Source organism: Massilia oculi, assembly GCF_017582745.1.
GTDB lineage: Bacteria > Pseudomonadota > Gammaproteobacteria > Burkholderiales > Burkholderiaceae_D > Telluria > Telluria oculi_A.
On sequence record NZ_JAFVIM010000011.1, the window covers coordinates 100,444 to 120,529 of the forward strand.

18 protein-coding genes are annotated in these 20,086 nt (G+C 68.1%); 9 read left to right on the top strand and 9 right to left on the bottom strand.

Features of this window, described 5'->3' with window-relative positions:
- The 4 genes from J3U95_RS14435 to J3U95_RS14450 all read right to left on the bottom strand — a co-directional run bounded on the left by J3U95_RS14435 (position 1) and on the right by J3U95_RS14450 (position 3,778).
- Positions 1-1,569, bottom strand: coding sequence for a DEAD/DEAH box helicase (locus tag J3U95_RS14435; protein WP_208279257.1), 1,569 nt, complete (start codon positions 1,567-1,569; stop codon positions 1-3).
- A 290-nt stretch (positions 1,570-1,859) separates the two neighbouring features.
- Positions 1,860-2,618 (bottom strand): anti-sigma factor, encoded by a 759-nt coding sequence (locus J3U95_RS14440; RefSeq protein ID WP_208279258.1) that lies wholly within the window; start codon positions 2,616-2,618, stop codon positions 1,860-1,862.
- 22 nt (positions 2,619-2,640) lie between these two features.
- Positions 2,641-3,261, bottom strand: coding sequence for an LON peptidase substrate-binding domain-containing protein (locus J3U95_RS14445; protein ID WP_208279259.1), 621 nt, complete (start codon positions 3,259-3,261; stop codon positions 2,641-2,643).
- A gap of 64 nt (positions 3,262-3,325) precedes the next feature.
- The gene (locus tag J3U95_RS14450; protein WP_208279260.1) at positions 3,326-3,778 is read right to left on the bottom strand and encodes a hypothetical protein; all 453 of its coding nucleotides are present in this window, start codon (positions 3,776-3,778) and stop codon (positions 3,326-3,328) included.
- Between the two features lie 137 nt (positions 3,779-3,915).
- On the opposite strand from J3U95_RS14450, the gene J3U95_RS14455 reads away from it, so the two are divergent.
- Positions 3,916-6,288, top strand: coding sequence for a CHASE domain-containing protein (locus J3U95_RS14455; RefSeq protein ID WP_208279261.1), 2,373 nt, complete (start codon positions 3,916-3,918; stop codon positions 6,286-6,288).
- An 82-nt stretch (positions 6,289-6,370) separates the two neighbouring features.
- Here J3U95_RS14455 and J3U95_RS14460 read toward each other — a convergent pair whose 3' ends face one another.
- On the bottom strand, positions 6,371-8,287 hold the full coding sequence (locus J3U95_RS14460) for a sensor domain-containing diguanylate cyclase (RefSeq protein WP_208279262.1): 1,917 nt from the start codon (positions 8,285-8,287) through the stop codon (positions 6,371-6,373).
- 258 nt (positions 8,288-8,545) lie between these two features.
- On the opposite strand from J3U95_RS14460, the gene J3U95_RS14465 reads away from it, so the two are divergent.
- Genes J3U95_RS14465 through J3U95_RS14475 form a run of 3 tightly spaced genes read left to right on the top strand, consistent with a single transcriptional unit; the run spans position 8,546 to position 10,349 of the window.
- Complete coding sequence (locus J3U95_RS14465) at positions 8,546-8,950, top strand: YbaN family protein (RefSeq protein ID WP_208279263.1); 405 nt, start codon at positions 8,546-8,548, stop codon at positions 8,948-8,950.
- A gap of 42 nt (positions 8,951-8,992) precedes the next feature.
- Positions 8,993-9,451 (top strand): Rrf2 family transcriptional regulator, encoded by a 459-nt coding sequence (locus J3U95_RS14470; RefSeq protein WP_208279264.1) that lies wholly within the window; start codon positions 8,993-8,995, stop codon positions 9,449-9,451.
- Positions 9,438-10,349: an NAD(P)/FAD-dependent oxidoreductase gene (locus J3U95_RS14475; RefSeq protein ID WP_208279265.1), complete on the top strand. Its 912-nt coding sequence runs from the start codon at positions 9,438-9,440 to the stop codon at positions 10,347-10,349. Before J3U95_RS14470 ends, J3U95_RS14475 begins: the two co-directional genes overlap by 14 nt.
- A gap of 14 nt (positions 10,350-10,363) precedes the next feature.
- Here the strand turns inward: J3U95_RS14475 and J3U95_RS14480 are convergent, their stop codons facing one another.
- On the bottom strand, positions 10,364-10,780 hold the full coding sequence (locus J3U95_RS14480; RefSeq protein ID WP_208279266.1) for a hypothetical protein: 417 nt from the start codon (positions 10,778-10,780) through the stop codon (positions 10,364-10,366).
- On the opposite strand from J3U95_RS14480, the gene J3U95_RS28550 reads away from it, so the two are divergent.
- Together J3U95_RS28550 and J3U95_RS14485 are read left to right on the top strand one after the other, a co-directional pair.
- Positions 10,773-10,901: a hypothetical protein gene (locus J3U95_RS28550; protein ID WP_267877788.1), complete on the top strand. Its 129-nt coding sequence runs from the start codon at positions 10,773-10,775 to the stop codon at positions 10,899-10,901. The genes J3U95_RS14480 and J3U95_RS28550 overlap by 8 nt on opposite strands.
- A 29-nt stretch (positions 10,902-10,930) precedes the next feature.
- The gene (locus J3U95_RS14485) at positions 10,931-11,893 is read left to right on the top strand and encodes an MBL fold metallo-hydrolase (protein ID WP_208279267.1); all 963 of its coding nucleotides are present in this window, start codon (positions 10,931-10,933) and stop codon (positions 11,891-11,893) included.
- On the opposite strand, the gene J3U95_RS14490 is transcribed toward J3U95_RS14485, so the two are convergent.
- Positions 11,890-15,000: a multidrug efflux RND transporter permease subunit gene (locus J3U95_RS14490; protein WP_208279268.1), complete on the bottom strand. Its 3,111-nt coding sequence runs from the start codon at positions 14,998-15,000 to the stop codon at positions 11,890-11,892. The genes J3U95_RS14485 and J3U95_RS14490 overlap by 4 nt on opposite strands.
- A 78-nt stretch (positions 15,001-15,078) precedes the next feature.
- Between J3U95_RS14490 and J3U95_RS14495 the strand changes: the two genes are divergently transcribed.
- Both J3U95_RS14495 and J3U95_RS14500 read left to right on the top strand, forming a co-directional pair.
- On the top strand, positions 15,079-15,801 hold the full coding sequence (locus J3U95_RS14495; protein ID WP_208279269.1) for a response regulator: 723 nt from the start codon (positions 15,079-15,081) through the stop codon (positions 15,799-15,801).
- A gap of 38 nt (positions 15,802-15,839) precedes the next feature.
- Positions 15,840-16,916: an ATP-binding protein gene (locus tag J3U95_RS14500; protein WP_208279349.1), complete on the top strand. Its 1,077-nt coding sequence runs from the start codon at positions 15,840-15,842 to the stop codon at positions 16,914-16,916.
- A 110-nt stretch (positions 16,917-17,026) separates the two neighbouring features.
- On the opposite strand, the gene J3U95_RS14505 is transcribed toward J3U95_RS14500, so the two are convergent.
- Positions 17,027-17,638 (bottom strand): hypothetical protein, encoded by a 612-nt coding sequence (locus tag J3U95_RS14505; RefSeq protein WP_208279270.1) that lies wholly within the window; start codon positions 17,636-17,638, stop codon positions 17,027-17,029.
- 70 nt (positions 17,639-17,708) lie between these two features.
- Complete coding sequence (locus J3U95_RS14510) at positions 17,709-18,704, bottom strand: alpha/beta fold hydrolase (protein ID WP_208279271.1); 996 nt, start codon at positions 18,702-18,704, stop codon at positions 17,709-17,711.
- A 231-nt stretch (positions 18,705-18,935) separates the two neighbouring features.
- Here J3U95_RS14510 and J3U95_RS14515 point away from each other — a divergent pair, with 231 nt between their 5' ends.
- Positions 18,936-19,802 carry an SAM-dependent methyltransferase gene (locus J3U95_RS14515; protein ID WP_208279272.1) on the top strand — a complete coding sequence of 289 codons (867 nt, stop codon included), beginning with the start codon at positions 18,936-18,938 and terminating at the stop codon, positions 19,800-19,802.
- Positions 19,803-20,086: the final 284 nt, after the last annotated feature.

The following is a 20,086-nucleotide window of genomic DNA, read 5'->3' on the forward strand; positions in this document are numbered from 1 at the left end:
TCAGGCCTGCGCCTTCGGCCCGCCACCCAGCAGGAAAGCCAGCTTCTGCTTGGCCGGCTTGGCCGGCGCGTGCGGCGCCGCGTCAAGATCCTTGCGCGGGCTGCTGGTCGGTTCGTAGGGCTTGAGGAACCACGGATCGACCTTCTCCCGCCGCGCGCCCGGACCGAGTCCGCTACGCGGCGCACGCGCTGCGCCGCCACGCTCGCCACGCTCGTCGCCGCGGCGGGCGCCGCGTTCGCCGTCGCGCGAACCGTAGTCACGTCCACTTTCACGGCCACCTTCGCGGCCACCTTCGCGACCGAACTCGCGACCACGGCTGCCTGGCGCCACGAAGCCTTCCAGCGTGCCGCGCGTGATGGTCTGCTTGATCAGCTTCTCGATGTCGGCCAGCAGGCGCTCGTCCTTGTCCGAGTACACGGACAGCGCATCGCCCGAGGCGCCGGCGCGGCCGGTGCGGCCGATGCGGTGCACATAGTCTTCGGCGTTGTACGGCAGGTCGTAGTTGATCACGGCCGGCAGGTCGGAGATATCGAGGCCGCGCGCGGCGACGTCGGTCGCCACCAGCACTTCGACCGTGCCGTTCTTGAACGCGTCCAGCGCCGCCATGCGCTCCTGCTGAGTCTTGTCGCCGTGGATCGCCGACGCCTTGACGCCGCGCTTCTCGAGGTGGCTCGACAGGCGCGAAGCGCCGATCTTGGTGTTCGAGAAGATGATCACCTGCTTCATGCCGCGCGAGCGGATCAGGTGCTCGACCACGTCGCGCTTGGCTTCCTCATCGACCTTGTACACGATCTGCGTGACTTTCTCGGCGGTCGCGTTGCTGCGCGCGACTTCGATGGTCAGCGGATTGTTCAGGAAGGTGTTGGCCAGTTTCTTGATCTCGGGCGAGAAGGTGGCCGAGAACATCAGGTTCTGGCGTGCTTTTGGCAGCAGGTTGATGATGCGCTGCAGGTCGGGCAGGAAGCCCATGTCGAGCATGCGGTCGGCTTCGTCCATCACCAGCATCTGCACCTGGCCCAGGCTGATGTTTTTCTGCTCCACGTGGTCCAGCAGGCGGCCCGGGGTGGCGATCACGATCTCGACGCCGCGGCGCAGGATCTCGGTCTGCGGCTTCATGTCCATGCCGCCGAACACCACGGTCGCGCGCAGCGGCGTGTGCTTGGCATAGGCCTTGACGTTGTCGGCCACCTGCACCGCCAGTTCGCGGGTCGGCACCAGCACCAGGGCGCGCACCGGATGGCGCGCCGGCGACATGCTGGCGTTCGCGTGCGGCATCAGCAATTGCAGGATCGGCAGCGAGAAGCTGGCGGTCTTGCCGGTGCCGGTCTGGGCCGCGCCCATCACGTCGCGGCCTTGCAGCACCACCGGGATCGCCTGGGCCTGGATCGGGGTCGGATGGACGTAGCCCTGGTCCGAGAGCGCGCGCTGGATTTCCGGCGCCAGGCCGAAGTCGGCGAAGCGTACCGTGGGAGCCTCGGCGGCGGCCGGCGCGGCGGGCGCGGGAGGCGTAGCACCGGTGGCGGCGTCGACGTCGTTGTTGTTCGCGATGTTGCTCGGAGAATCAGACATATTATTTGGTTGCATTCATTCGTTCAGCTCTACGATCGGGCATGTTCTCCCCGTCGCGGGTCGACGGACGCGCAGCGAAGGGAGGAACGGGAATAAGCCGGCGGACGGAGCTACCCGGCGGCAAGCCGGCCGGCGGGCCGAATAAAGCGGACGTAGAGACACTTTTAGCGGGTGACACGATACCCGAAATCGCCACCCATGTATATGCCGGCCTATTTTTTGAACAGTTTACCAAAAGAAAGCGCATCCCTGCCGCAATGCAGCATTTGCCTGTTTGACCGGTAACCGCCTCACCGCGCCCAGCCGCGTTGCTGGGCGGCGCGTTCTGCCACCGGATCGAGCACGGTGCCGGCGATGCGCGCGTCGATCGCCTCGCGCACGACGGGCGGCGGCTGGCTGCCGTCGACCCAGGCGGCGCCGCCGCCATCCTGGGCCAGCACCGGGATGCTCCAGCGCCCGCCCTTCAGGCAGGCCAGGCCGGCGGTGGTGTCGACCACGAAGCTGCGGCAGTAGCCGCCATCCTTGGCGACGAAGGTGACGCCGATGCGCACCCCGTTGTCGGACGGTCCGGGGCTGGCCAGCTGGTCGTCCAGCGCCGCCACCAGCGGTCCGCGCGCCACCAGGGCACCATCGACGTGGTCGAGCGTCGCCAGGCCGGGCGCCTGCGCCAGGCTGTGCCAGCCGAAGGCGCCCAGGGCGGCGCCCGCCAGCAGCGCCGCGCCGACCGCCACCCAATGGCGCTTGCACCAATTACTATAGGCAATCTGCGGCGGCGGCACCGTGCGGCCGGGGCGCAGGCTGTTGAGTTGCACCACCTTGGCGCCGCAGGGCGGTACGCTGCGCTGCGCATGGTTGCCGTCGTGGCCGTTGGCCGAGACGCCGATGCGCCCGTTGCGCGTATTGCCCTTGAGCTGCAGCTCGGCGCGGTGGTGGGCGATGCGGGCCGCCAGCACCGGATCGGCGCGCATGGCCCGCTCGACCGCCGCGCGCGCCGGTTCGGCGAGTTCGCCGTTGATGTACCCGATGAGAAGATCGTCAGAAAATTTCATGCCGGGCCCCTGCGCTGCTTGCCTACGAAGTGATCAAGCCATGTTCATCCAGCACGTCATGCAGCAATTCGAGCCGGATCACGGGGTTGTCGAGCATCAGCATATGATGCTTTTGCTGGTTCGGCAACGGCAGCAGCTCGCACCAGCGGTTGGCCACCCAACCGCAGTCGTCGAGCCGGAACGGCGGCTGCACCGGCCAGCGGTGCTGGGGCACGTCGTGCAGCGAATTCAAGACCCGGTCGAGCGCGTCGGAGGCGCCCTGCAGCTCGGACGGGATGTTGACGCTGTGGTCGTCCTCGACCAGTTGCGCCTCGGCCATCCACAGGCCGTTGACGCGCTGCTCGGCGGTGACGACGGAAAAGCGCGCGCCGCCGCGGCACAGCACCTGCAGCAGGCCGGGGGTCTCGGTGGTGGTCTCGGTGACCGAGGCGATGGTGCCGGCGGCCACGAAGCGTTCCTGCTCGGCATCGGGCCGGCGCACCTCTTGCCCATGCGTCAGCAATACCACGCCGAACGGGGTGCCTTCGAGGATGCAGCGGCTGATCATGTCGAGATAGCGCACCTCGAACACCTGCAGCGGCAACACCCCGTCCGGAAACAGCACCGTACTGAGCGGGAACAGTGGCATGGAAATCGTCGACATGGGTCCCATGATGACAGAATCGGGGCCATCGCGGGTGTACGATTGCTGCCACCCAAGAGCACATTTACTCGTCCGGGGACCTCAGCGGCAGGTAGCGCACCCACTGGCGCAGCTCATCGAGGCGCCAGCGAAGCCGGCCCCAGCCGGGGCCAGGCGCGTCCACCACCCTCACCCGCACCACCTTGCCGGCGACCGGCGGGCAGGCATAGGTATGCAGGCCGGCTTCGCCGAACGGCAGGCGTAGTTCGCGCCCGGGGCCGATCTTGAGCGGACCGAACACCACCGGCGCCCTGCTCTCGTTGCGCAGCAGCAGCACGTCACGCACGCCGCGCGTCAGGCGGATCTCCGACGGCAGCGTCAGTTCGCCCCCGACCGTGGACGGGAAGGCCAGCAGCAGTTCATGGCTGCCGCCGCGTAATGGGGCCAGCATGCCCAGCAGCAGCGCCAGGCCGCACAGGACGGCCAGCACGGTCAGCGGCCAATGGCGGGTCAAGAAGGACGACGAGGCGGAATTCATCCCGCTCTCGCACTCTTGCAAGGTAGATATTTCAGATTAGAATGTTTCATTTAGCAAAGAGCATTCTTGTGCCCAGTTGACAAACACCGTTGACAAAGGCGCAAAGTCGCGTGCGCCCTGTCAATCCAAGGATGCGTATGCTACGTAGTCCGGACTCTCCGATCAACCCCGCCGCCCCGGCTGCCACGCACAAGGACATGCAGCAGACCGCCAACCGCTTTCCAGCCCCGACGCCGGCGTCCGTTGCCGGCCACGCGCCACTGCTGATGGCGCTGCTGGTGTTCGTGCTGACCCTGCTGGTGACCTTCGCTGCCTGGTCCAGCGCCAAGCGCAATGCCGAGGCCCAGCTGCATGAAGCCTTCGACTACCGCACCCGCGACATGGGCTATGCCATCGGGCGCCGCCTGCTGGTCTACGAACAGGTGCTGCGCGGCGCGCGCGGCTACCTGCGCGGCTCGGTCGACCTGAGCCGCGCCGAATTCGCCGAGTACTACCAGGTGCTGCGCCTGGACCAGTCCTTCCCCGGCCTCGAGGCGCTGGCAGTCGCCACCCTGATCCCGCCCGGCGCGCTCGCCGCCCACGAGGACAAGGTGCGCGCCGAGGGCTTCCCGAACTACCGCGTCTACCCGGCCGAGGGCGGCCAGCCGCAGACGGCCATCTCGCACATCGAACCGTTCAACGCGCGCAACCTGCGCGCGTTCGGCTACGACATGTACAGCGAACCGGTGCGGCGCGCGGCGATGGCGGCGGCGCGCGACAGCGGCCAGGCCGCGCTGAGCGGCAAGGTGGTGCTGGTGCAGGAAGGCGGCGCCAGCCGCGATGCGGGCTTCCTGATGTACCTGCCGGTGTACCGCAGCGGGCGCGACGTCGACACTGTCGAGGACCGTCGCGCGGCGCTGCTGGGCTGGATCTATTCGCCGTTTCGCATGAAGGACCTGATGCGCGGCGTGGGCGGCATCGCGGCGCCCCAGCTCGACGTCGAGATCTTCGACGGCGACCACATGAGCCCAGATGCGCTGCTGTACCGCTCGCCCGGCGCCGAGCGCGCCGGGATGCCGCGCTTTTCCACCGCCACCCGCATGGAGATGGCCGGCCGTACCTGGACCGTGCGGATGGCTTCGAGCGCCAGCCTCGAGGCCACGCTCGACCAGGATCGCCCGCAGATGGTGGCCGCCACCGGGCTGGTGCTGGGCTTTCTCGTCAGCCTGGTGGTGTGGCTGCTGGCCGGCTCGCGCCGCCGCGCGCTGCAACTGGCGCAGGCGATGACGCTCGAGCTGCGCGAATCGCACGGCCGCATCGCGGCCGACGAGCGCCGCTTCAAGGCGATCCTCGAGACCGCCTACGACGGCTTCGTCGCCATCGACCGCCAGGGCCGCATCACCGACTGGAATGCGCAGGCCTCGCGCATCTTCGGCCTCGACGCCGCGCAGGCGATCGGCAACCCGGCCGAGCTGCTGCTGCCGGAGGAAAGACGCGCCGCCTTCCGCACCGCGTTCGACGCCTTCGCGCGCGGCGGCGCCGGCCCCATGGCGGGCGAGCCGACCGAGACCGAAGTGCTGCACGCCAGCGGCCGGCGGGTGCCGGTGGAGCTGGCGGTGGCCCTGCTGCCGTCGGGCGACGGCGCCGGCGCCACCGTGTTCGTGCGCGACATCACGCCGCGCCGCGAAACCGAGGCGCGCGAGCTGCAGCGCCAGCAGCGCCTGGATGAAGCGCGCCAGGCCCTGGCCCGGGCCCAGAAGCTGGAAGCGGTCGGCAAGCTGACCGGCGGCGTGGCGCACGACTTCAACAACATCCTGCACATCATCAGCGCCAACGTGCAGCTGATGCTGCGCGCCGAAGGCCCGCCCAGCCGCAAGCGCCTGCACAACGTGCTCGACGCGGTGGAACGCGGGTCGAAGCTGGCCGGCCAGCTGCTCGCCTTCGCCCGCCGCCAGCCGCTGCATCCGAGCGTGGTCGACGTGGCCCAGCTGCTCGAGCGCAGCGACAGCCTGCTGCAGCGCGCCGCCGGCGACGGCATCGTGCTGGAACGCAGCGCCGCAGAAAACCTGTGGCCGACGCTGGTCGATCCGAACCAGCTCGAACACGTGTTATTGAACCTGGTGATCAATGCGCGCGACGCGATGGAAGGCAGCGGGCGCATCGCGCTGCGGCTGGCCAACCTGACGGTCGCCCCCGGCGCCAGCCAGCTCGAAGGCGAACCGGCGCCCGGCGACTACGTGGTCATCACGGTCGCCGACGATGGCCACGGCATGCCGCCCGAGGTGATGGAACACGCTTTCGAACCCTTCTTCACCACCAAGCCCGAGGGCAAGGGCACGGGGCTCGGGCTGTCGATGGCGCACGGCTTCGTGCGCCAGAGCGGCGGCCAGATCCGGCTCGAGAGCGCACCGGGCGCCGGCACCACGGTGACCATCTACCTGCCGCGCCACGTCGCGCCGGTGTTGCCGGCGCTGGCGGAGCCGGATATCGGCGCGCATCCCCAGCACCCATCGCTGTCGGAGCGGACGTAACGTCATTCCCGCGCAGGCGGGAATGACGTATTGAAGCAGGTGGACTGGCGTGTAGATGATGTGGGCAGCCTTCCCCGCGCGATCAACCGACCCGTGTGCGATAGCTGCCCGAGATCCGGTTGCGCCCATGCGCCTTGGCGTCGTACATCGCCAGGTCGGCGCAGTGCAACAGCGACTCCGCCGCGTCGCCGTCGCCGGCGCCGCAGTCGGGATACAGCGCGTAACCGAGGCTGCCCGAGATGCGCAGGGTGCGCTCGCCGTCCTCGAACGGCTGCTCCAGCCGCGCCAGGATGGTGGCCGCCACCCGCTCGGCGTCCTGGGGCTGCTGGCAGCGCGGCAGCAGCACCGCGAATTCGTCGCCGCCGACCCGCGCCAGCGTGTCCGATTCGCGCAGCGCCGCGCGCACCCGTTGCGCCACCATGCGCAGCAGGCGGTCGCCCACCGCGTGGCCATGGCCGTCGTTGACCGGCTTGAAGTTATCCAGGTCAAAATACACCAGGCCGACCTTGTGCCCTTCGCGATCCGCGGCCAGGATGGCCTGGCGCATGCGGTCGTGCAGCAGCACGCGGTTGGGCAGGCCGGTGAGCGCGTCCTCGTGCGCCATGCGCCGCATGCGCTGCTCTTCCTGCTTGCGCGCGTCGATGTTGGAGAAGGTGCCCACCATGCGCAGCGGCTCGCCGCGCTCGCCCCGCTCGGTGACGGCGCCGCGCGCCTCGATCCAGCGCCAGCGCCCGTCGCGCGTGCGCAGCCGGTGTTCCATCGCATAGTCGGCGGTGAGACCGTCGATGTGGGCGCGCAGGGCCGCGCGCACCATTTCCAGCTCGTCCGGGTGCACCAGTTCGGCCAGGCCCTGGTCGCCGAACCAGGACACCGTGGGATGCTCGCTGTCGAGAATGCGCTGGGCGCTCGGCGACAGTGTCGCGATTCCCGTCGTGACGTCGCAGTCCCATACCCCGTCGCCAGCCGCGTTCAGGGCCAGCTTCCAGCGCGCCTCGGCCGCTGCCAGCGCCTTGAGCGCGCGCCGGCGGCGGTCGGCGGCGCCGATCGCCGCCCAGCCAAGCACGGCCAGCACCAGCGACACCACCAGGCCGGTGCTGTGCATCACCGCGCGCTGCTGGGCGAAGCGCGCCTCGGCGTCCGTCACCGCCTGGCCCACCGTGACCACCAGGCCGTATTCGGGCAGCTTGCGCCAGGCATAGAAACGCTCGATGCCGTCCAGGCTGCTCGCCTTGCGGAAGGCGCCGCTGGCGCCGGCGTCGCGCGTCTGCGGCGCGTCCGAAATCGTCGCGCCCATGTGGCGGTTGCCGTCCGCGCGCGAGCTGCGGGCGATCACGCTGGCATCCAGCCGCATCAGACTGACCGTGGCGTCCGGGCCGAGGTCGATGCTGTCGTAGAAGCGCAGGAAGTATTCCGGCCGGATCGCCACCGCGATCACGCCGGCCAGGCGGCCGTCCGCGGCGCGGATCGGACGCGTGAACTGCACCACCCATTGCTGCGAGAGACGGCTGCGCTCGGGACGGCTGACGTAGAGCCGGTCGCCGCCGCGCTCGCGGTGAACGGCGAACTGGCGCAGGTCGCCCAGCGCCAGGCCCTGCGGCGCCGTGGCCCCGCCGACCGCTGCGTCGGTGTACAGCAGGCGACCGTCGGCGTCGGTGACGGTGAGGTGCATCGGCACCCGCAGGTGGCGCGCATGCTCGGCCACGCTGCGGGCGAAATTGACGGGGTCGCGCTGCCAGGTGCCGCGCAGCTGGACCAGCGACAGGTCGACCAGGGCGACGGTCGCCTTGACCTCTTCGGAAAAGGCGCGCGACAGGTTCTGGACATTGGCCTGGGCGCCGCTCTCGGCCAGTGCGGCGAAGCGCGCCTGTTCTACCGCCACCCCGCCCCACACGAGCGCCAGCATCAGCGCCAGGTAGAGCGCGAGCTGGCGCAGCACGCGCCGGCGGAAATACCCGCCAAAAGCGGCCACGATGGGATTGGACGATGTGGAATAAGGCATGGAAGACGGTGTCCGGCGTGAGCCGGAAGGCAATCGGACAGCAGGCGGAAAAGGAGGCCGGGCGTAGAACGATTCCTGCCACTGCCGAACAGACGCGCCCGTCGTCGAACCCGCGATTATACCGAGTTAGCGGAAAGAAGTTGCAGAAAGGAACTTAAAGTTGCAAATTGATATTCCTGACTGTTTCCTTTCTGCATAATCAGATCGGCAATGGAGGCACGCGAGCTCGCGGACGGTACGAGGTGCTAGAGTGGCGGCATGAAACTGTTCTATAACGTGGCCGGCGTGCTGGCCGTCCTGCTGGGGATTCTCGGCATCTTCCTGCCGCTGCTGCCCACCACGCCCTTCCTGCTGCTGGCGTCGGCCTGTTTCGCGCGCGGCTCCGAACGCCTGCACCGCTGGCTGCTGGCCCATCCCGTGTTCGGCAAATACCTCGCCAATTTCGAGGCCGGGCACGGCATCCCGCTGAAGGGCAAGATCGTCGCCACCGTGATGCTGTGGGGTTCGATGGCGTGGTCGACGCGCCATTTCGACAGCGTCGCCATCCTGATCTCGATGGTCGTGATCGGCGCCTGCGTGAGCACCTATATGTGGTGGTACCTGCCGACGCTCAAGCTGCCGCCCAAGGTGGCGCCGAACGAGGAATCCCAAGCCGGACGTTAAAAAATTTCATGTCGCCGCCGATTTTGTACTATTATTAGTTACATGAAACGCGACAGCAAACTTTCTTCCGTCCTCCACGTACTGCTGCACCTGGCCCACAGCGAGCGCCCGATGACCTCGGAGCAGATGGCCGGCATGCTGGGCACCAACCCGGTATTGGTGCGGCGCGTGCTGGCCGGCCTGCGCGAGCGCGGCTACATCAGTTCCGAGCGCGGCCACGGCGGCGGCTGGACCGTCACCTGCGACCTGGCCACCGTCACCCTGCGCGACGTCTACGACGCGGTCGGCGCGCCCACCGTGTTCGCGATGGGCAACCGCAACGAGCACAGCGCCTGCCTGGTCGAGCAGGTGGTCAATGCCTCGCTCGCCGACGCCTTCCAGGAAGCCGAGGCGCTGCTGGTGCAACGCCTGGGACAAGTGACGCTGGCCGACCTGTCGCGCGATTTCAATCTGCGCTACGACAACCATCCGCATCGGAGGCCAGAACATGAACACGAATGAATTCGACGCCATCGTCATCGGCGGCAGCTATGCCGGCCTGTCGGCCGCCCTGCAACTGGCGCGGGCGCGCCGCAAGGTGCTGGTGGTCGATGCCGGCCAGCGCCGCAACCGCTTCGCCAGCGATTCGCACGGCTTCCTGACCCGCGACGGCCAGCCGGCGGCGGCCATCGCGCGCGAAGGGCGAGCCAACGTCGCCGCCTACCCGAACGTGGCCTGGCATGACGGGCTGGCGCAGGGTGCGCGCCCGGATGCCGACGGTTTCATCGTCGACCTAGATGGCGCAGGCAGCGTGCGCGGCAAGCGCCTGGTGCTGGCCACCGGCGTGCGCGACGAGCTGCCGCCGATCGAGGGCCTGGCCGAGCGCTGGGGCCGGAGCGTGTTCCACTGCCCCTACTGCCACGGCTACGAACTGGACGAAGGCCGCATCGGCGTGCTGGCCAGCGGCCCGCTGTCGGTGCACCAGGCGCAGATGCTGCCGCACTGGGGCCAGGTGACCCTGTTCACCAATGGCGTATGCCCGCTCGACGAAGCGCAACGGGCCGACCTCGCCGAACGCGGCGTGCAGGTGGACGAGACCCCGGTCGCGCGGCTTGCCGACCACGCCACCGTGGTGCTGGCCGATGGCCGGCGAGAGGCGATGGCCGGCCTGTTCACCTTCGGCCGCGTGCACATGGCCAGCCCGATCGCCGCGGACCTCGGCTGCGCCTTCGACGAAGGCCCCATCGGCCCCTATATCCGCACCGACGAGGCCCGCCAGACCACGGTGCCGGGCGTGTTCGCCGGCGGCGACGCCATGCGCGCCGCCAGCTCTGTGGCGCTCGCCGTGGCCGATGGCGCGATGGCCGGCGTCGGCGCCCACCGCTCGCTGCTGTTCGGCCTGGCGCCAGCGGCGCACTGACGCGTCGACCGACGCTAGCAGGCGTCGACGTAGCGGCCGCGCGCGTCGGCCGGATAGCTGACCACGATGCGCTCGGTGTCTTCGTCGGCCTCGTAGCGCACCCAGACCAGGCCGTCGCGCGATTCGAAGCGCTCGGGCGCGGTCGCCACCAGCGGGATCTGGTGCCAGCGGCCGAAGTCGGCCACCACCTGCTGGTCGCTGGCGGCAATCCCGAGCTTCTGGCCGTTGGACAGCCGGTAGACGCCGTCGATCGACTCGATCACTTCGGCGTTGGGCGTCACCCGCTGCGGTGGCGGCCCGATGCGCGAACAGCTGATGCCGGCGACGGGCACCTGCATCTCTTGCAGCGCCGGTGCGGCGCCGGCATGCGCCGCACCCAGCAATGCAACAAGACCAGCCGCGGACGCGGCGGCAACGAAACGCGTGTGCATATGGCTCTCCTCGGTCGAAGGCGGGCATGGCCGCGCCATTGGCGACCTCCCCGTCCCGTATGACACCGGCCTGCACCACGAGTTCTGGCTGCGCGCCGGCCAGGGCCGTGTTGCCGGATAATGGAACCTGTCATCCCAAGAGAAGCACGCATGGAACTCATCTTCCTCGGCACGTCGTCCGGCACGCCGACCCGGCAACGCAATATGTCCGGCCTGGCGCTGCGCCTGCGCGGCGCGCGCTCATGGGTGCTGGTCGACTGCGCAGAAGGCACCCAGCACCGCATCCTGCGCACCCCGCTGTCGGTGATGAGCCTGCGCGCCGTGTTCATCACCCATATGCACGGCGACCACTGCTACGGCCTGCCCGGCCTGCTGGCCAGCGCCGGCATGCTGGGCCGCAGCGAACCCCTGACGATCGTCGGCCCGCCGCCGCTGCGCACCATGACCGAGTGCATCATGCAGGCCAGCGAGTTGAACCTGCCTTTCCCGCTGGACTGGCGCACGCCCGACGAACTCGCGCACGGCCCGCTATTGCCTGAATTTGACGTCGACGCCACCGCGCTGTCGCACCGCATCCCGTCCTGGGCCTACGGCTTCACCGAGGCCGCGATCGAGCGCCGGCTCGACACCGACAAGCTGCGGGCCGACGCCATTCCCTCCTCGGCCCTGTGGGGCGAGATCCAGCAGGGCCGCGACGTGGTCCTGCCCGACGGCCGCGCCATTGCCGCCACCGACTACCTGCTGCCGCCGCGGCGCGCGCGCCGCATCGTGGTGGCCGGCGACAACGACAGCCCCGCCCTGCTGGCCGCCAGCGCGCAGGGCGCCGACGTGCTGGTGCACGAGGCGACCTATACCGAGGAAGTGCTGCAGAAGATCGGTCCCGGCCCGCAGCACAGCTCGGCCATGCGGGTCGCGCAGTTCTCCGCAGGGGCCGGCGTGCGCAACCTGGTGCTGACCCATTTCAGCCCGCGCTACCAGGATGGCGGCCCGCTGCCGCTTTCGCTGCTCGAGGAAGAAGCGCGCGCCCAGTATGGCGGCCACCTGCTGCTGGCGCGCGACCTCGATCACTACGTGCTGGACCGCACCGGCGAGCTGCGGCTGGCCGTGAATTAAGACTTGCGCTTGCGCCAGCGCGCGATGCGTTCCTGCAGGCCGACGACGAACACGAAGAAGGCCGGCACGAACAGCACCGCCAGCACCGTGGCCGCCACCATGCCCCCGAACACGCCGGTGCCGATCGCGTGCTGGGTCTCGGCGCTGGCGCCCGAGGCAATCATCAGCGGCACCACGCCCAGCGCAAAAGCGAGCGAGGTCATGAGGATCGGCCGCAGGCGCAGGCGCGCCGCCTCCACCGCCGACTCCAGCAAGCCCTTGCCTTCGTCGTGCAGCTGCCTGGCGAATTCGACGATCAGGATCGCGTTCTTGGCCGACAGGCCGATCACCGTGATCATGCCCACCTTGAAGAACACGTCGTTCGGCAGGCCGCGCAGCATCACCGCCGCCACCGCGCCGATCAGGCCCAGTGGCACCACCAGCATCACCGAGAACGGAATCGACCAGCTCTCGTACAGCGCGGCCAGCACCAGGAACACGACTAGCATCGACAGCGCCATCAATAGCGGCGCCTGGGCCGCCGTTTCGCGTTCCTGCAGCGACTGGCCGGTCCACTCGACCGCGAAGCCGGGGCCCAGCTGGCTTGCAAGCCGCTCCATCTCTTCCATCGCCTCGCCGCTGGACGCGCCCGGCGCCGCGGCGCCCGAGATGCGCACGCTCGGATAGCCCAGGTAGCGGATCAGCTGTGGCGGCGCTTCGGTCCAGACCGGCTTGACCACCTCGGCCAGCGGCACCATGCCGCCATTCACGTTGCGCACATTCAGTTCAAGCACATCGGCGACCTGCATGCGGGCGCTGGCTTCGGCCTGCACGATCACCTGCTGCATGCGGCCGGCGTTCGGGAAGTCGTTCACGTATACCGACCCCATGGCGGCCGACAGGGTGTCGCTGATGTCGGCGAACGCCACGCCCAGCACCTGCGCCTTGGCGCGGTCGATGTCGAGGCGCACGCTCACGCCGGGCGGCAGGCCTTCGGGATACACCCCGGCCACCACCGGGCTTTGCGCTGCCAGCGCGAGCAGCTTGTCCTGCGCCGCCATCAGCGCCGCCTGGCCCTGGTTGCTCCGGTCCTGCAAACGCAGCGCGAAACCGGACGAGTTGCCCAGGCCATCGATGGCCGGCGGCATCAGGCTCATGATCATCCCTTCGCGGCTGGCGTTCATCGCTTCCTGGGCCGCCGCCACCTCGCCCTGGGCGGTGGCGCCTTCGCGCTGGTCCCAGTCCTTGAGCATGGTGAAAGCCATGGCCGCGTTCGGACCCGAGCCCGAAAAGCCGAAGCCTAGAATGGCTTCGTTGTCCCCCAGGCCGGGACGCGAGGCCACGTGCGCTTCATAGGCCTTGACCACCTCGAGCGTGCGTTCGACGGTGGCATCACCCGGCAGCTGGAACGAGGTCATGAAATAGCCCTGGTCTTCCTCGGGCAGGAAGGCCGACGGCAGGCCGCGAAACGCGAACGCCAGCGCGATGCCGATCGCGAGCCAGGCCAGCATCATGCGGCCGGCGCGCCTGACCAGCGCCGTGGTGGTCGACGAGTAGCGCGCCGTGAGACGCTCGAAGCCGCGGTTGAACCAGCCGAAGAATCCCTTTTTCTCGTGATGGCCGCCCTCGACCGGCTTAAGCAGCGTGGCGCACAGCGCCGGCGTGAACGACAGCGCCAGGAAGGCCGAGAACAGGATCGAGACCGCCATCGACAGCGAAAACTGGCGGTAGATCACGCCCACCGAACCGCTGGCGAAGGCCATCGGGATGAACACGGCGGTCAGCACCAGGGTGATGCCGACCACCGCGCCGGTGATCTCGCGCATCGCCTTCATCGTGGCCTCCTTGGGCGACAAGCCCTCGGTCGCCATCAGGCGCTCGACGTTCTCGACCACCACGATCGCATCGTCGACGATGATGCCGATCGCCAGCACCATGCCGAACATGGTCAGCACATTGACCGAGAAGCCGGCCATCATCATCACCGTGAAGGTGCCCAGCAGCGCGATCGGCGCCACCAGCGCCGGGATCAGGGTATAGCGCACGTTCTGCAGGAACAGGTACATCACCAGGAACACCAGCACCATGGCTTCAAACAGGGTCATCACCACCTTCCTGATCGAGATCTCCACGAACGGCGCGGTGTCGAAAGGCACGCTGGCCTTCATCCCTGCCGGCATCGCCTTGCCCAGTTCGGCCAGGCGCGCGCGCACGCCGGCAGCGGTGGCCACCGCATTCGCGCCGGGCGCCATCTGGACGCCGGCGGCGGTGGCGACGTGGCCGTTCTCGCGGGTGCTGAAGCCATAGCTCTGCGCGCCGAGTTCGATGCGCGCCACGTCCTGCAGCAGCAAGGTGGAGCCGTCGGGGTTCGCGCGCAGCACGATGGCGTGGAACGCTTCCGGCGTGGACAGCTGGCCCTCGGCGGTCAGCGGCACCGTGATCTGCTGCCCTCGTGGCGCCGGCGCGTCGCCCACCCGGCCCGGCGCGATCTGCGCGTTCTGGCGCGCGATGGCGGCCGTCACGTCGGTCATCGACAGGTTATAGGCAACCAGTTTGGCCGGATCGACCCAGACCCGCATCGCCTTCTCGGCACCGAACAGCTGCACCTTGCCGACGCCCTCGACCCGGCGCAATTCTTCGACCACGTTGCGCGCCATGTAGTCGCCCAGGTCAGTCTCGTCGAAGGCGCCGGTGTCCGATGTGAGCGCGATGAACATCAGGAAGTTCGAGATCGTCGACTCGACGATCAGGCCGTTCTGGCGCACCGTCTGCGGCAGGCGCGGCTCGACTGCCTTGATTCGGTTCTGCACGTCGACCTGGGCCATATCGGGATCGACGCCGGGACGGAAGGTGGCGGTTATCTGGGCGGTGCCGGTGGTGTCGGTCGACGACTCGAAATACAGCAGGTTCTTGACGCTGGAGAGCTCGCGTTCAATCAGGCCGACCACGGCATCGTTCATGGTCTGGGGCGTCGCGCCCGGATAGACGGCGGTGATGCTGACGGTGGGCGGTGCCACGTTGGGATAGCGCTCCACCGGCAGCTGCGGGATGGCGATCACGCCCAGCAGCACGATGAACAGGGCGATCACCCAGGCGAACACGGGGCGGTTGATGAAAAACTGGGGCATGGGTAGAGTAGCGGGTCGGGCAAACGGCGATTGTGCGGTGTGCACGTTGGCATTCGGTTGCCCTTGTATGGAGATTCGATGGAGATGACCGCGCAATCGGGCGCTGGAGCGGCCCTGGTGCTGATCGCCGAGGACGACGACGAGATCGCGGTCATCCTCACCGCCTATTTCTCGCGCGGCGGCTTTCGCACGCTGCGCGCGCAGGACGGCCACCAGGCCCTCGCGCTGCACCTGTCGGCGCGGCCCGACCTGGTGCTGCTCGACGTGCAGATGCCCGGCCTCGACGGCTGGATGGTGCTGTCCGAGATCCGCCGCCGCGGCGGCACGCCGGTGATCATGGTGACCGCGATGGACCAGGACGTCGACAAGCTCACCGGCCTGCGCATCGGCGCCGACGACTACGTGGTCAAGCCCTTCAACCCGGCCGAGGTGGTGGCGCGCGCCCAGGCGGTGCTGCGCCGCACGCTGGCCCATGCGGTGGGCAATGGGGCATCCGTGATCCGCGTCGACGACCTCGTCATCGACCTGGACAAGCACGAGGTTACGCTGGCGAGCGCACGTGGACCGGCGTTGGCGCTGACCCTGACCGAATTCAAGCTGCTGGCGTATCTGGCGCGCTCGCCGCGCCAGGTGTTCAGCCGCATGGACCTGCTCACCCACTGCCTGCCCGAGGGCGACACGCTGGAACGCACGGTCGACAGCCATGTGAGCAAGCTGCGCCGCAAGCTGGAAGAAGCAGGCGTGACCGACGTGCCGCGCGGGATCCGCGGCGTCGGCTACAAGTTCGGCGGCAAGACGTGAAACCCGTCCATGGCCTGAGCCGCCAGATCGTGGTCACCATGACGCTGCTGGTGCTGAGCGTGGTGGTCGCGATCACGGTCGGCTCCTATGTGTTCTATTTCGTGATGTTCGCCTACGCTCCCGGCCATTTGGCCCCAGCCGGCGCCTGGATGCCCTCGGGCCCCGAATGGGGCTGGATCGTGCTGTCGACCCTGAGTGCGGTAGCGCTCGCGATCTTTGCCGCCGCCAAGCTGTCGCGCCGCATCCTGGCGCCATTGACCTCGGTCGCCAGCAGCTTGCGCCGGGTGTCGAATGGTGATTTAACGGCACGCGCGACAAGCGACGACCGCTCCCTGGGCGAAGCCTCGCTGCTGGTGGAAGACTTCAACGTCATGGCCGAGCGGCTCGAGCGCATGGCGAAAGAGCAGGTGTTCTGGAACGCCGCCATCGCGCACGAACTGCGCACCCCGATCACCATCCTGCGCGGCCGTATCCAGGGACTGGCCGAAGGCGTGTTCATGCCGGATGAGAAGCTGTTTCGCAACCTGCTGGCGCAGGTGGAGAACCTGGGACGGTTGATCGAGGATTTGCGGGTGGTGGGCCTGGCCGACAGCGGCCACCTGACCCTGCAGATGGAACGCTGCGACCTGGCGGCAGGGATCCGCGACGTGCTGGCCCTGACCGAACCGGAGCTGCGTGCGAAAGGCCTGCTGCCCGCGCTGCGGCTGAACGAGGACCTGGTGAAGTGCGATCCGGCGCGCATGCGCCAGGCGCTGCTGGCGCTACTGGAAAACGCGCGCTGCCATGCGGCGCCGGGCTGGCTCGAGATCGGGCTTGCCTGTAGCGGCGGCGAATGCCGGCTCACCGTGACGGATAGCGGACCGGGGATCGACCCATGCTTTGCGGCGAAGCTGTTCGATGCTTTCCAGCGCGGCGATGCGGCGCGCCTGCAGGGTGGGTCGGGCAGTGGACTGGGACTGGCCGTGGTCAGGGCGATCGCGCTGGCGCATGGGGGCGAGGCGCGCTGCCACGCGGTTGGCGGCGGCACCTGTTTCGAGCTGGCATGGCCGGGTCAGGCCAGGGTTGGACGCGTGGACGGCACAGCCGTTCAACCTGCACCGGAACGCCGCCCTTGATCCTTGCGTGACAGCAGGCCGCGCGCGCCCGCGCGATGGCGGCGTGCCCAATGGCGCGCTGTCCATCAACAACCGCGGCCAAGAGCTGGCGAAACCCGTGCCCCAGTGACTCATACCGCTTCGGTGGGGCCGGCCGCTTCGGCCCTGGCCGCCTTGACCCGCCCAAGCGCGGTTTCCGGATCCAGGCCGGCCATGATCAGGTTGATGATCTCGTGCTTGTCTTCCTGCCCGATCCACTCGCACTCCTTGCGGTGCGAGCAGAAGTAGGCATACCAGGACACATCGGCCGGGCGCTCCTTGCGCGGCTTCAGGCGGGCCGGCACGGCGGCCCGCTGCGCGCTGGCGAACGCCGGCAGGTGCGCATCGGCGCCCGACCAGTCGAATGCGGCGGCGGCGCGCCGGTCGGCTTCCCAGTCGCCATCGTATCCCCTGGCCGGCAGCATGCTGTCCTGGCCCACCGCGAGACTCGACAGCCTGGGCCAGGCATGGGCGGCGCAGAAAGCATCGACGAAGCGCAGCTTCATGCCGATGCCGATCGGGACCGCCCGGCCGAGCACCGCGTCCTTCGGGTGCAGCGAGCGCGCCAGGGTCAGCAAGTCCTTGTAGCCGATCGGCGCGCCCTGCCCCGTCCTTGCGTGGTGCGCCAGCGCTTCGTAGACGCGCATGCCGACCTCGATGTCGTTGACGGTGATTTGCTGCTCTGCTCTGGCGTTGCCGGTCATGCGCGCCTTCTCGGGACGGGTGGTCGATGGGCGTCATTATGCATCAGTGCGACCTCGACCTCTCCCCGGCTCAGCGCTTGACCGTGCGCCCAAGGAAGTCGCGCATCAGGCGTGCGATCTGCTCGCCGTCTTCTTCCAGCGCGAAGTGGCCGGTGTCAAGCAGGTGCAGCTCGGCCTTGGGCAGGTCGCGCAGATAGGGGCTGGCGCCTTCGGCCGGAAAGATCTTGTCGTTCTTGCCCCAGACAATCAGCATTGGCGGCTGGTGCTTGCGGAAGTAGGCCTGCCAGCCCGGATACAGCGGCGGGTTGGTGCCGTAGCTGTAGAACATCTCGAGCTGGATCGCCTTGTTGCCCGGGCGGTCCATGTACGCCTGGTCGATCACGGCGGAATCGGGGCTGACGTGGCGGGCGGGGTCGCGGTAGCCTTCGGAATACTGCCAGCGCGTGGCGTCGAACTCGAACAGGGGCCGCAGCTTGGCCGCGTTGGCTTCGCTCTTGTCCTTCCAGTAAGCCTTGGCCGGCACCCAGAACGGGTTGTCCAGGCCCTCGTCATAGGCGTTGCCGTTCTGGACCACGATGGCGCTGATCCGTTCGGGATGGGCCGCCGCCAGCCGATAGCCGATCGGCGCGCCATAGTCCATCAAGTACATAGCGTAGCGGGTCAGGCCGACCTTGGCGGTGAACTTGTCGATCGTCGCGGCCAGGTTGTCGAAGCTGTAGGTGTAGCGGTCCATCGGCGGCTGGTCGCTCTGGCCGTAGCCAGGATAGTCGGGCGCGATCACGCGGTAGCGGTCGGACAGCTTCGGGATCAGCTCGCGGAACATGTGGGACGAGGTCGGAAAACCATGCAGCAGCAGGATGGCCGGGGCGTTCTTCGGGCCGGCTTCGCGGTAGAAGACCTTGACGCCGTCGACGTCGACCTTGTGGTAGCTGACGGTGGCGGCGGCCCGGGACGCCGGGTTCGCCGGCGCCGGCGCGGCGCCATGCGCCGGCTGGATCAGCGCGGCAAGCAGCGTCGCGCAGGCGGTGAGCGCGAGGCCCATGCGATGGAAACGAAGAGCGGTCATGATCATCCTCTTTCAGGTTCATTATCGGGAACGGCGCTGACGGGGTTACCCGTGACAGGTAACGCTAGCAGTGTGGCGCGGCCGGGCTGGGAGGAGAATCGGCGCCCGACGCAATTGACTGTTACGTCTTCGGCAATGGCGTCGCGTGGCGCATCCAGTGGCGGCATGCCTGCGTATCTGGTTGTGACGTTGCGTGTCTTCGCAGCCCCAACTCGATTGAGGGAGTATTACGTGTCAGGATCCATTTCTCACCGCATCCACGAACTTGCTCGCGCCGCCCGAATGCTGGCGGTGATCGGCGCGGCGCTCAAGCTGCGTTCCGGCGCCGGCGTCGATACCGCCATCGAGGAGCAGATCAGCGACGGTGTGCGCCTGGCGTTGGGAGATGCCTTGACGGACCTCGACCACGCGGAAATCGCGCCGCTGCTTGTCGAGATCGAGATGGCGTTCGTGGAAAGCAGCGAATTGTTCAGGGAGCCCGATCGCACGGCTTCGTGGCAAGTCGAAGACCCCGACCTCCTCCAGGCGATGGGGCGTGCCTCCAGCAATGCATTCGACCGCATCCTTGGCCTTGCCAGCACACGGCCTTCCTTGCAGGCGGCGCTGGATGGCGTGTTTCTCGATGTCGGCACCGGGGTCGGCGGCGTTGCGCTGCGGGCCGCGCAGACGTGTCCTGACCTCGATATCGACGCGATCGACATCTGGGAGCCCGCATTGCGTCTCGCCGCCGGGAACGTGGCCGCCAGCGCACATGCCGGGCGCATCCGGCTGTGCCGTCTCGACGTGACTGCGCTCGATCCTGGTCCACGCTACACGCTGGCGTGGCTTCCCACCATGTTCATGAAACTGCCAGTGCTCGAGCAGGCGATCGACCGGATCGCGGCCGCTTCGTGCAGCGGGGGCTGGCTGATTGCGCCGCTTTATACCAGGCCGGACGATCCGTTCATGGCAATGATGTCGTCGCTGCGCACGCTGCGTAGTGGAGGCGAAGTCACGCAATCCGCGCAGCTCGAGGCGTTGCTGCGTGCGCGGGGGTATGTCGATGTTGAAGTGGAGGTGGGGCAGATAGCGACCTTCGTGATGGGTCGGCGTCCCTGACCTGCATAACGAATTCGAGCTGCCGCTTTGACGAGACCGGCACTGGTCCGGAAACAAAAAAGGCTTACGCGGAAAGTTCGCGCAAGCCTTTTTTACTGGTAGGCCTCCCGTGAGTCGAACACGGCACCAACGGATTATGAGTCACCTGCGAATTCTATTGAAATCAGATACTTAGCTCGTTTCTTGTTCCGCAACTATGCCGTAACCGTTCGATTTTTCCGGGGCTTTCTAGAGTTCACTTAGCCTTTTGCGGAACGAATTTCGACTGCCCGTTCCCTCGAGCT

Bases quoted from the DNA above. Each gene is read 5' to 3' on its own strand.
- J3U95_RS14435 (WP_208279257.1), bottom strand. From the start codon at position 1,569: ATGTCTGATTCTCCGAGCAACATCGCGAACAACAACGACGTCGACGCC.
- J3U95_RS14440 (WP_208279258.1), bottom strand. From the start codon at position 2,618: ATGAAATTTTCTGACGATCTTCTCATCGGGTACATCAACGGCGAACTC.
- J3U95_RS14445 (WP_208279259.1), bottom strand. From the start codon at position 3,261: ATGTCGACGATTTCCATGCCACTGTTCCCGCTCAGTACGGTGCTGTTT.
- J3U95_RS14450 (WP_208279260.1), bottom strand. From the start codon at position 3,778: ATGAATTCCGCCTCGTCGTCCTTCTTGACCCGCCATTGGCCGCTGACC.
- J3U95_RS14455 (WP_208279261.1), top strand. From the start codon at position 3,916: ATGCTACGTAGTCCGGACTCTCCGATCAACCCCGCCGCCCCGGCTGCC.
- J3U95_RS14460 (WP_208279262.1), bottom strand. From the start codon at position 8,287: ATGCCTTATTCCACATCGTCCAATCCCATCGTGGCCGCTTTTGGCGGG.
- J3U95_RS14465 (WP_208279263.1), top strand. From the start codon at position 8,546: ATGAAACTGTTCTATAACGTGGCCGGCGTGCTGGCCGTCCTGCTGGGG.
- J3U95_RS14470 (WP_208279264.1), top strand. From the start codon at position 8,993: ATGAAACGCGACAGCAAACTTTCTTCCGTCCTCCACGTACTGCTGCAC.
- J3U95_RS14475 (WP_208279265.1), top strand. From the start codon at position 9,438: ATGAACACGAATGAATTCGACGCCATCGTCATCGGCGGCAGCTATGCC.
- J3U95_RS14480 (WP_208279266.1), bottom strand. From the start codon at position 10,780: ATGCACACGCGTTTCGTTGCCGCCGCGTCCGCGGCTGGTCTTGTTGCA.
- J3U95_RS14485 (WP_208279267.1), top strand. From the start codon at position 10,931: ATGGAACTCATCTTCCTCGGCACGTCGTCCGGCACGCCGACCCGGCAA.
- J3U95_RS14490 (WP_208279268.1), bottom strand. From the start codon at position 15,000: ATGCCCCAGTTTTTCATCAACCGCCCCGTGTTCGCCTGGGTGATCGCC.
- J3U95_RS14495 (WP_208279269.1), top strand. From the start codon at position 15,079: ATGGAGATGACCGCGCAATCGGGCGCTGGAGCGGCCCTGGTGCTGATC.
- J3U95_RS14500 (WP_208279349.1), top strand. From the start codon at position 15,840: ATGACGCTGCTGGTGCTGAGCGTGGTGGTCGCGATCACGGTCGGCTCC.
- J3U95_RS14505 (WP_208279270.1), bottom strand. From the start codon at position 17,638: ATGACCGGCAACGCCAGAGCAGAGCAGCAAATCACCGTCAACGACATC.
- J3U95_RS14510 (WP_208279271.1), bottom strand. From the start codon at position 18,704: ATGACCGCTCTTCGTTTCCATCGCATGGGCCTCGCGCTCACCGCCTGC.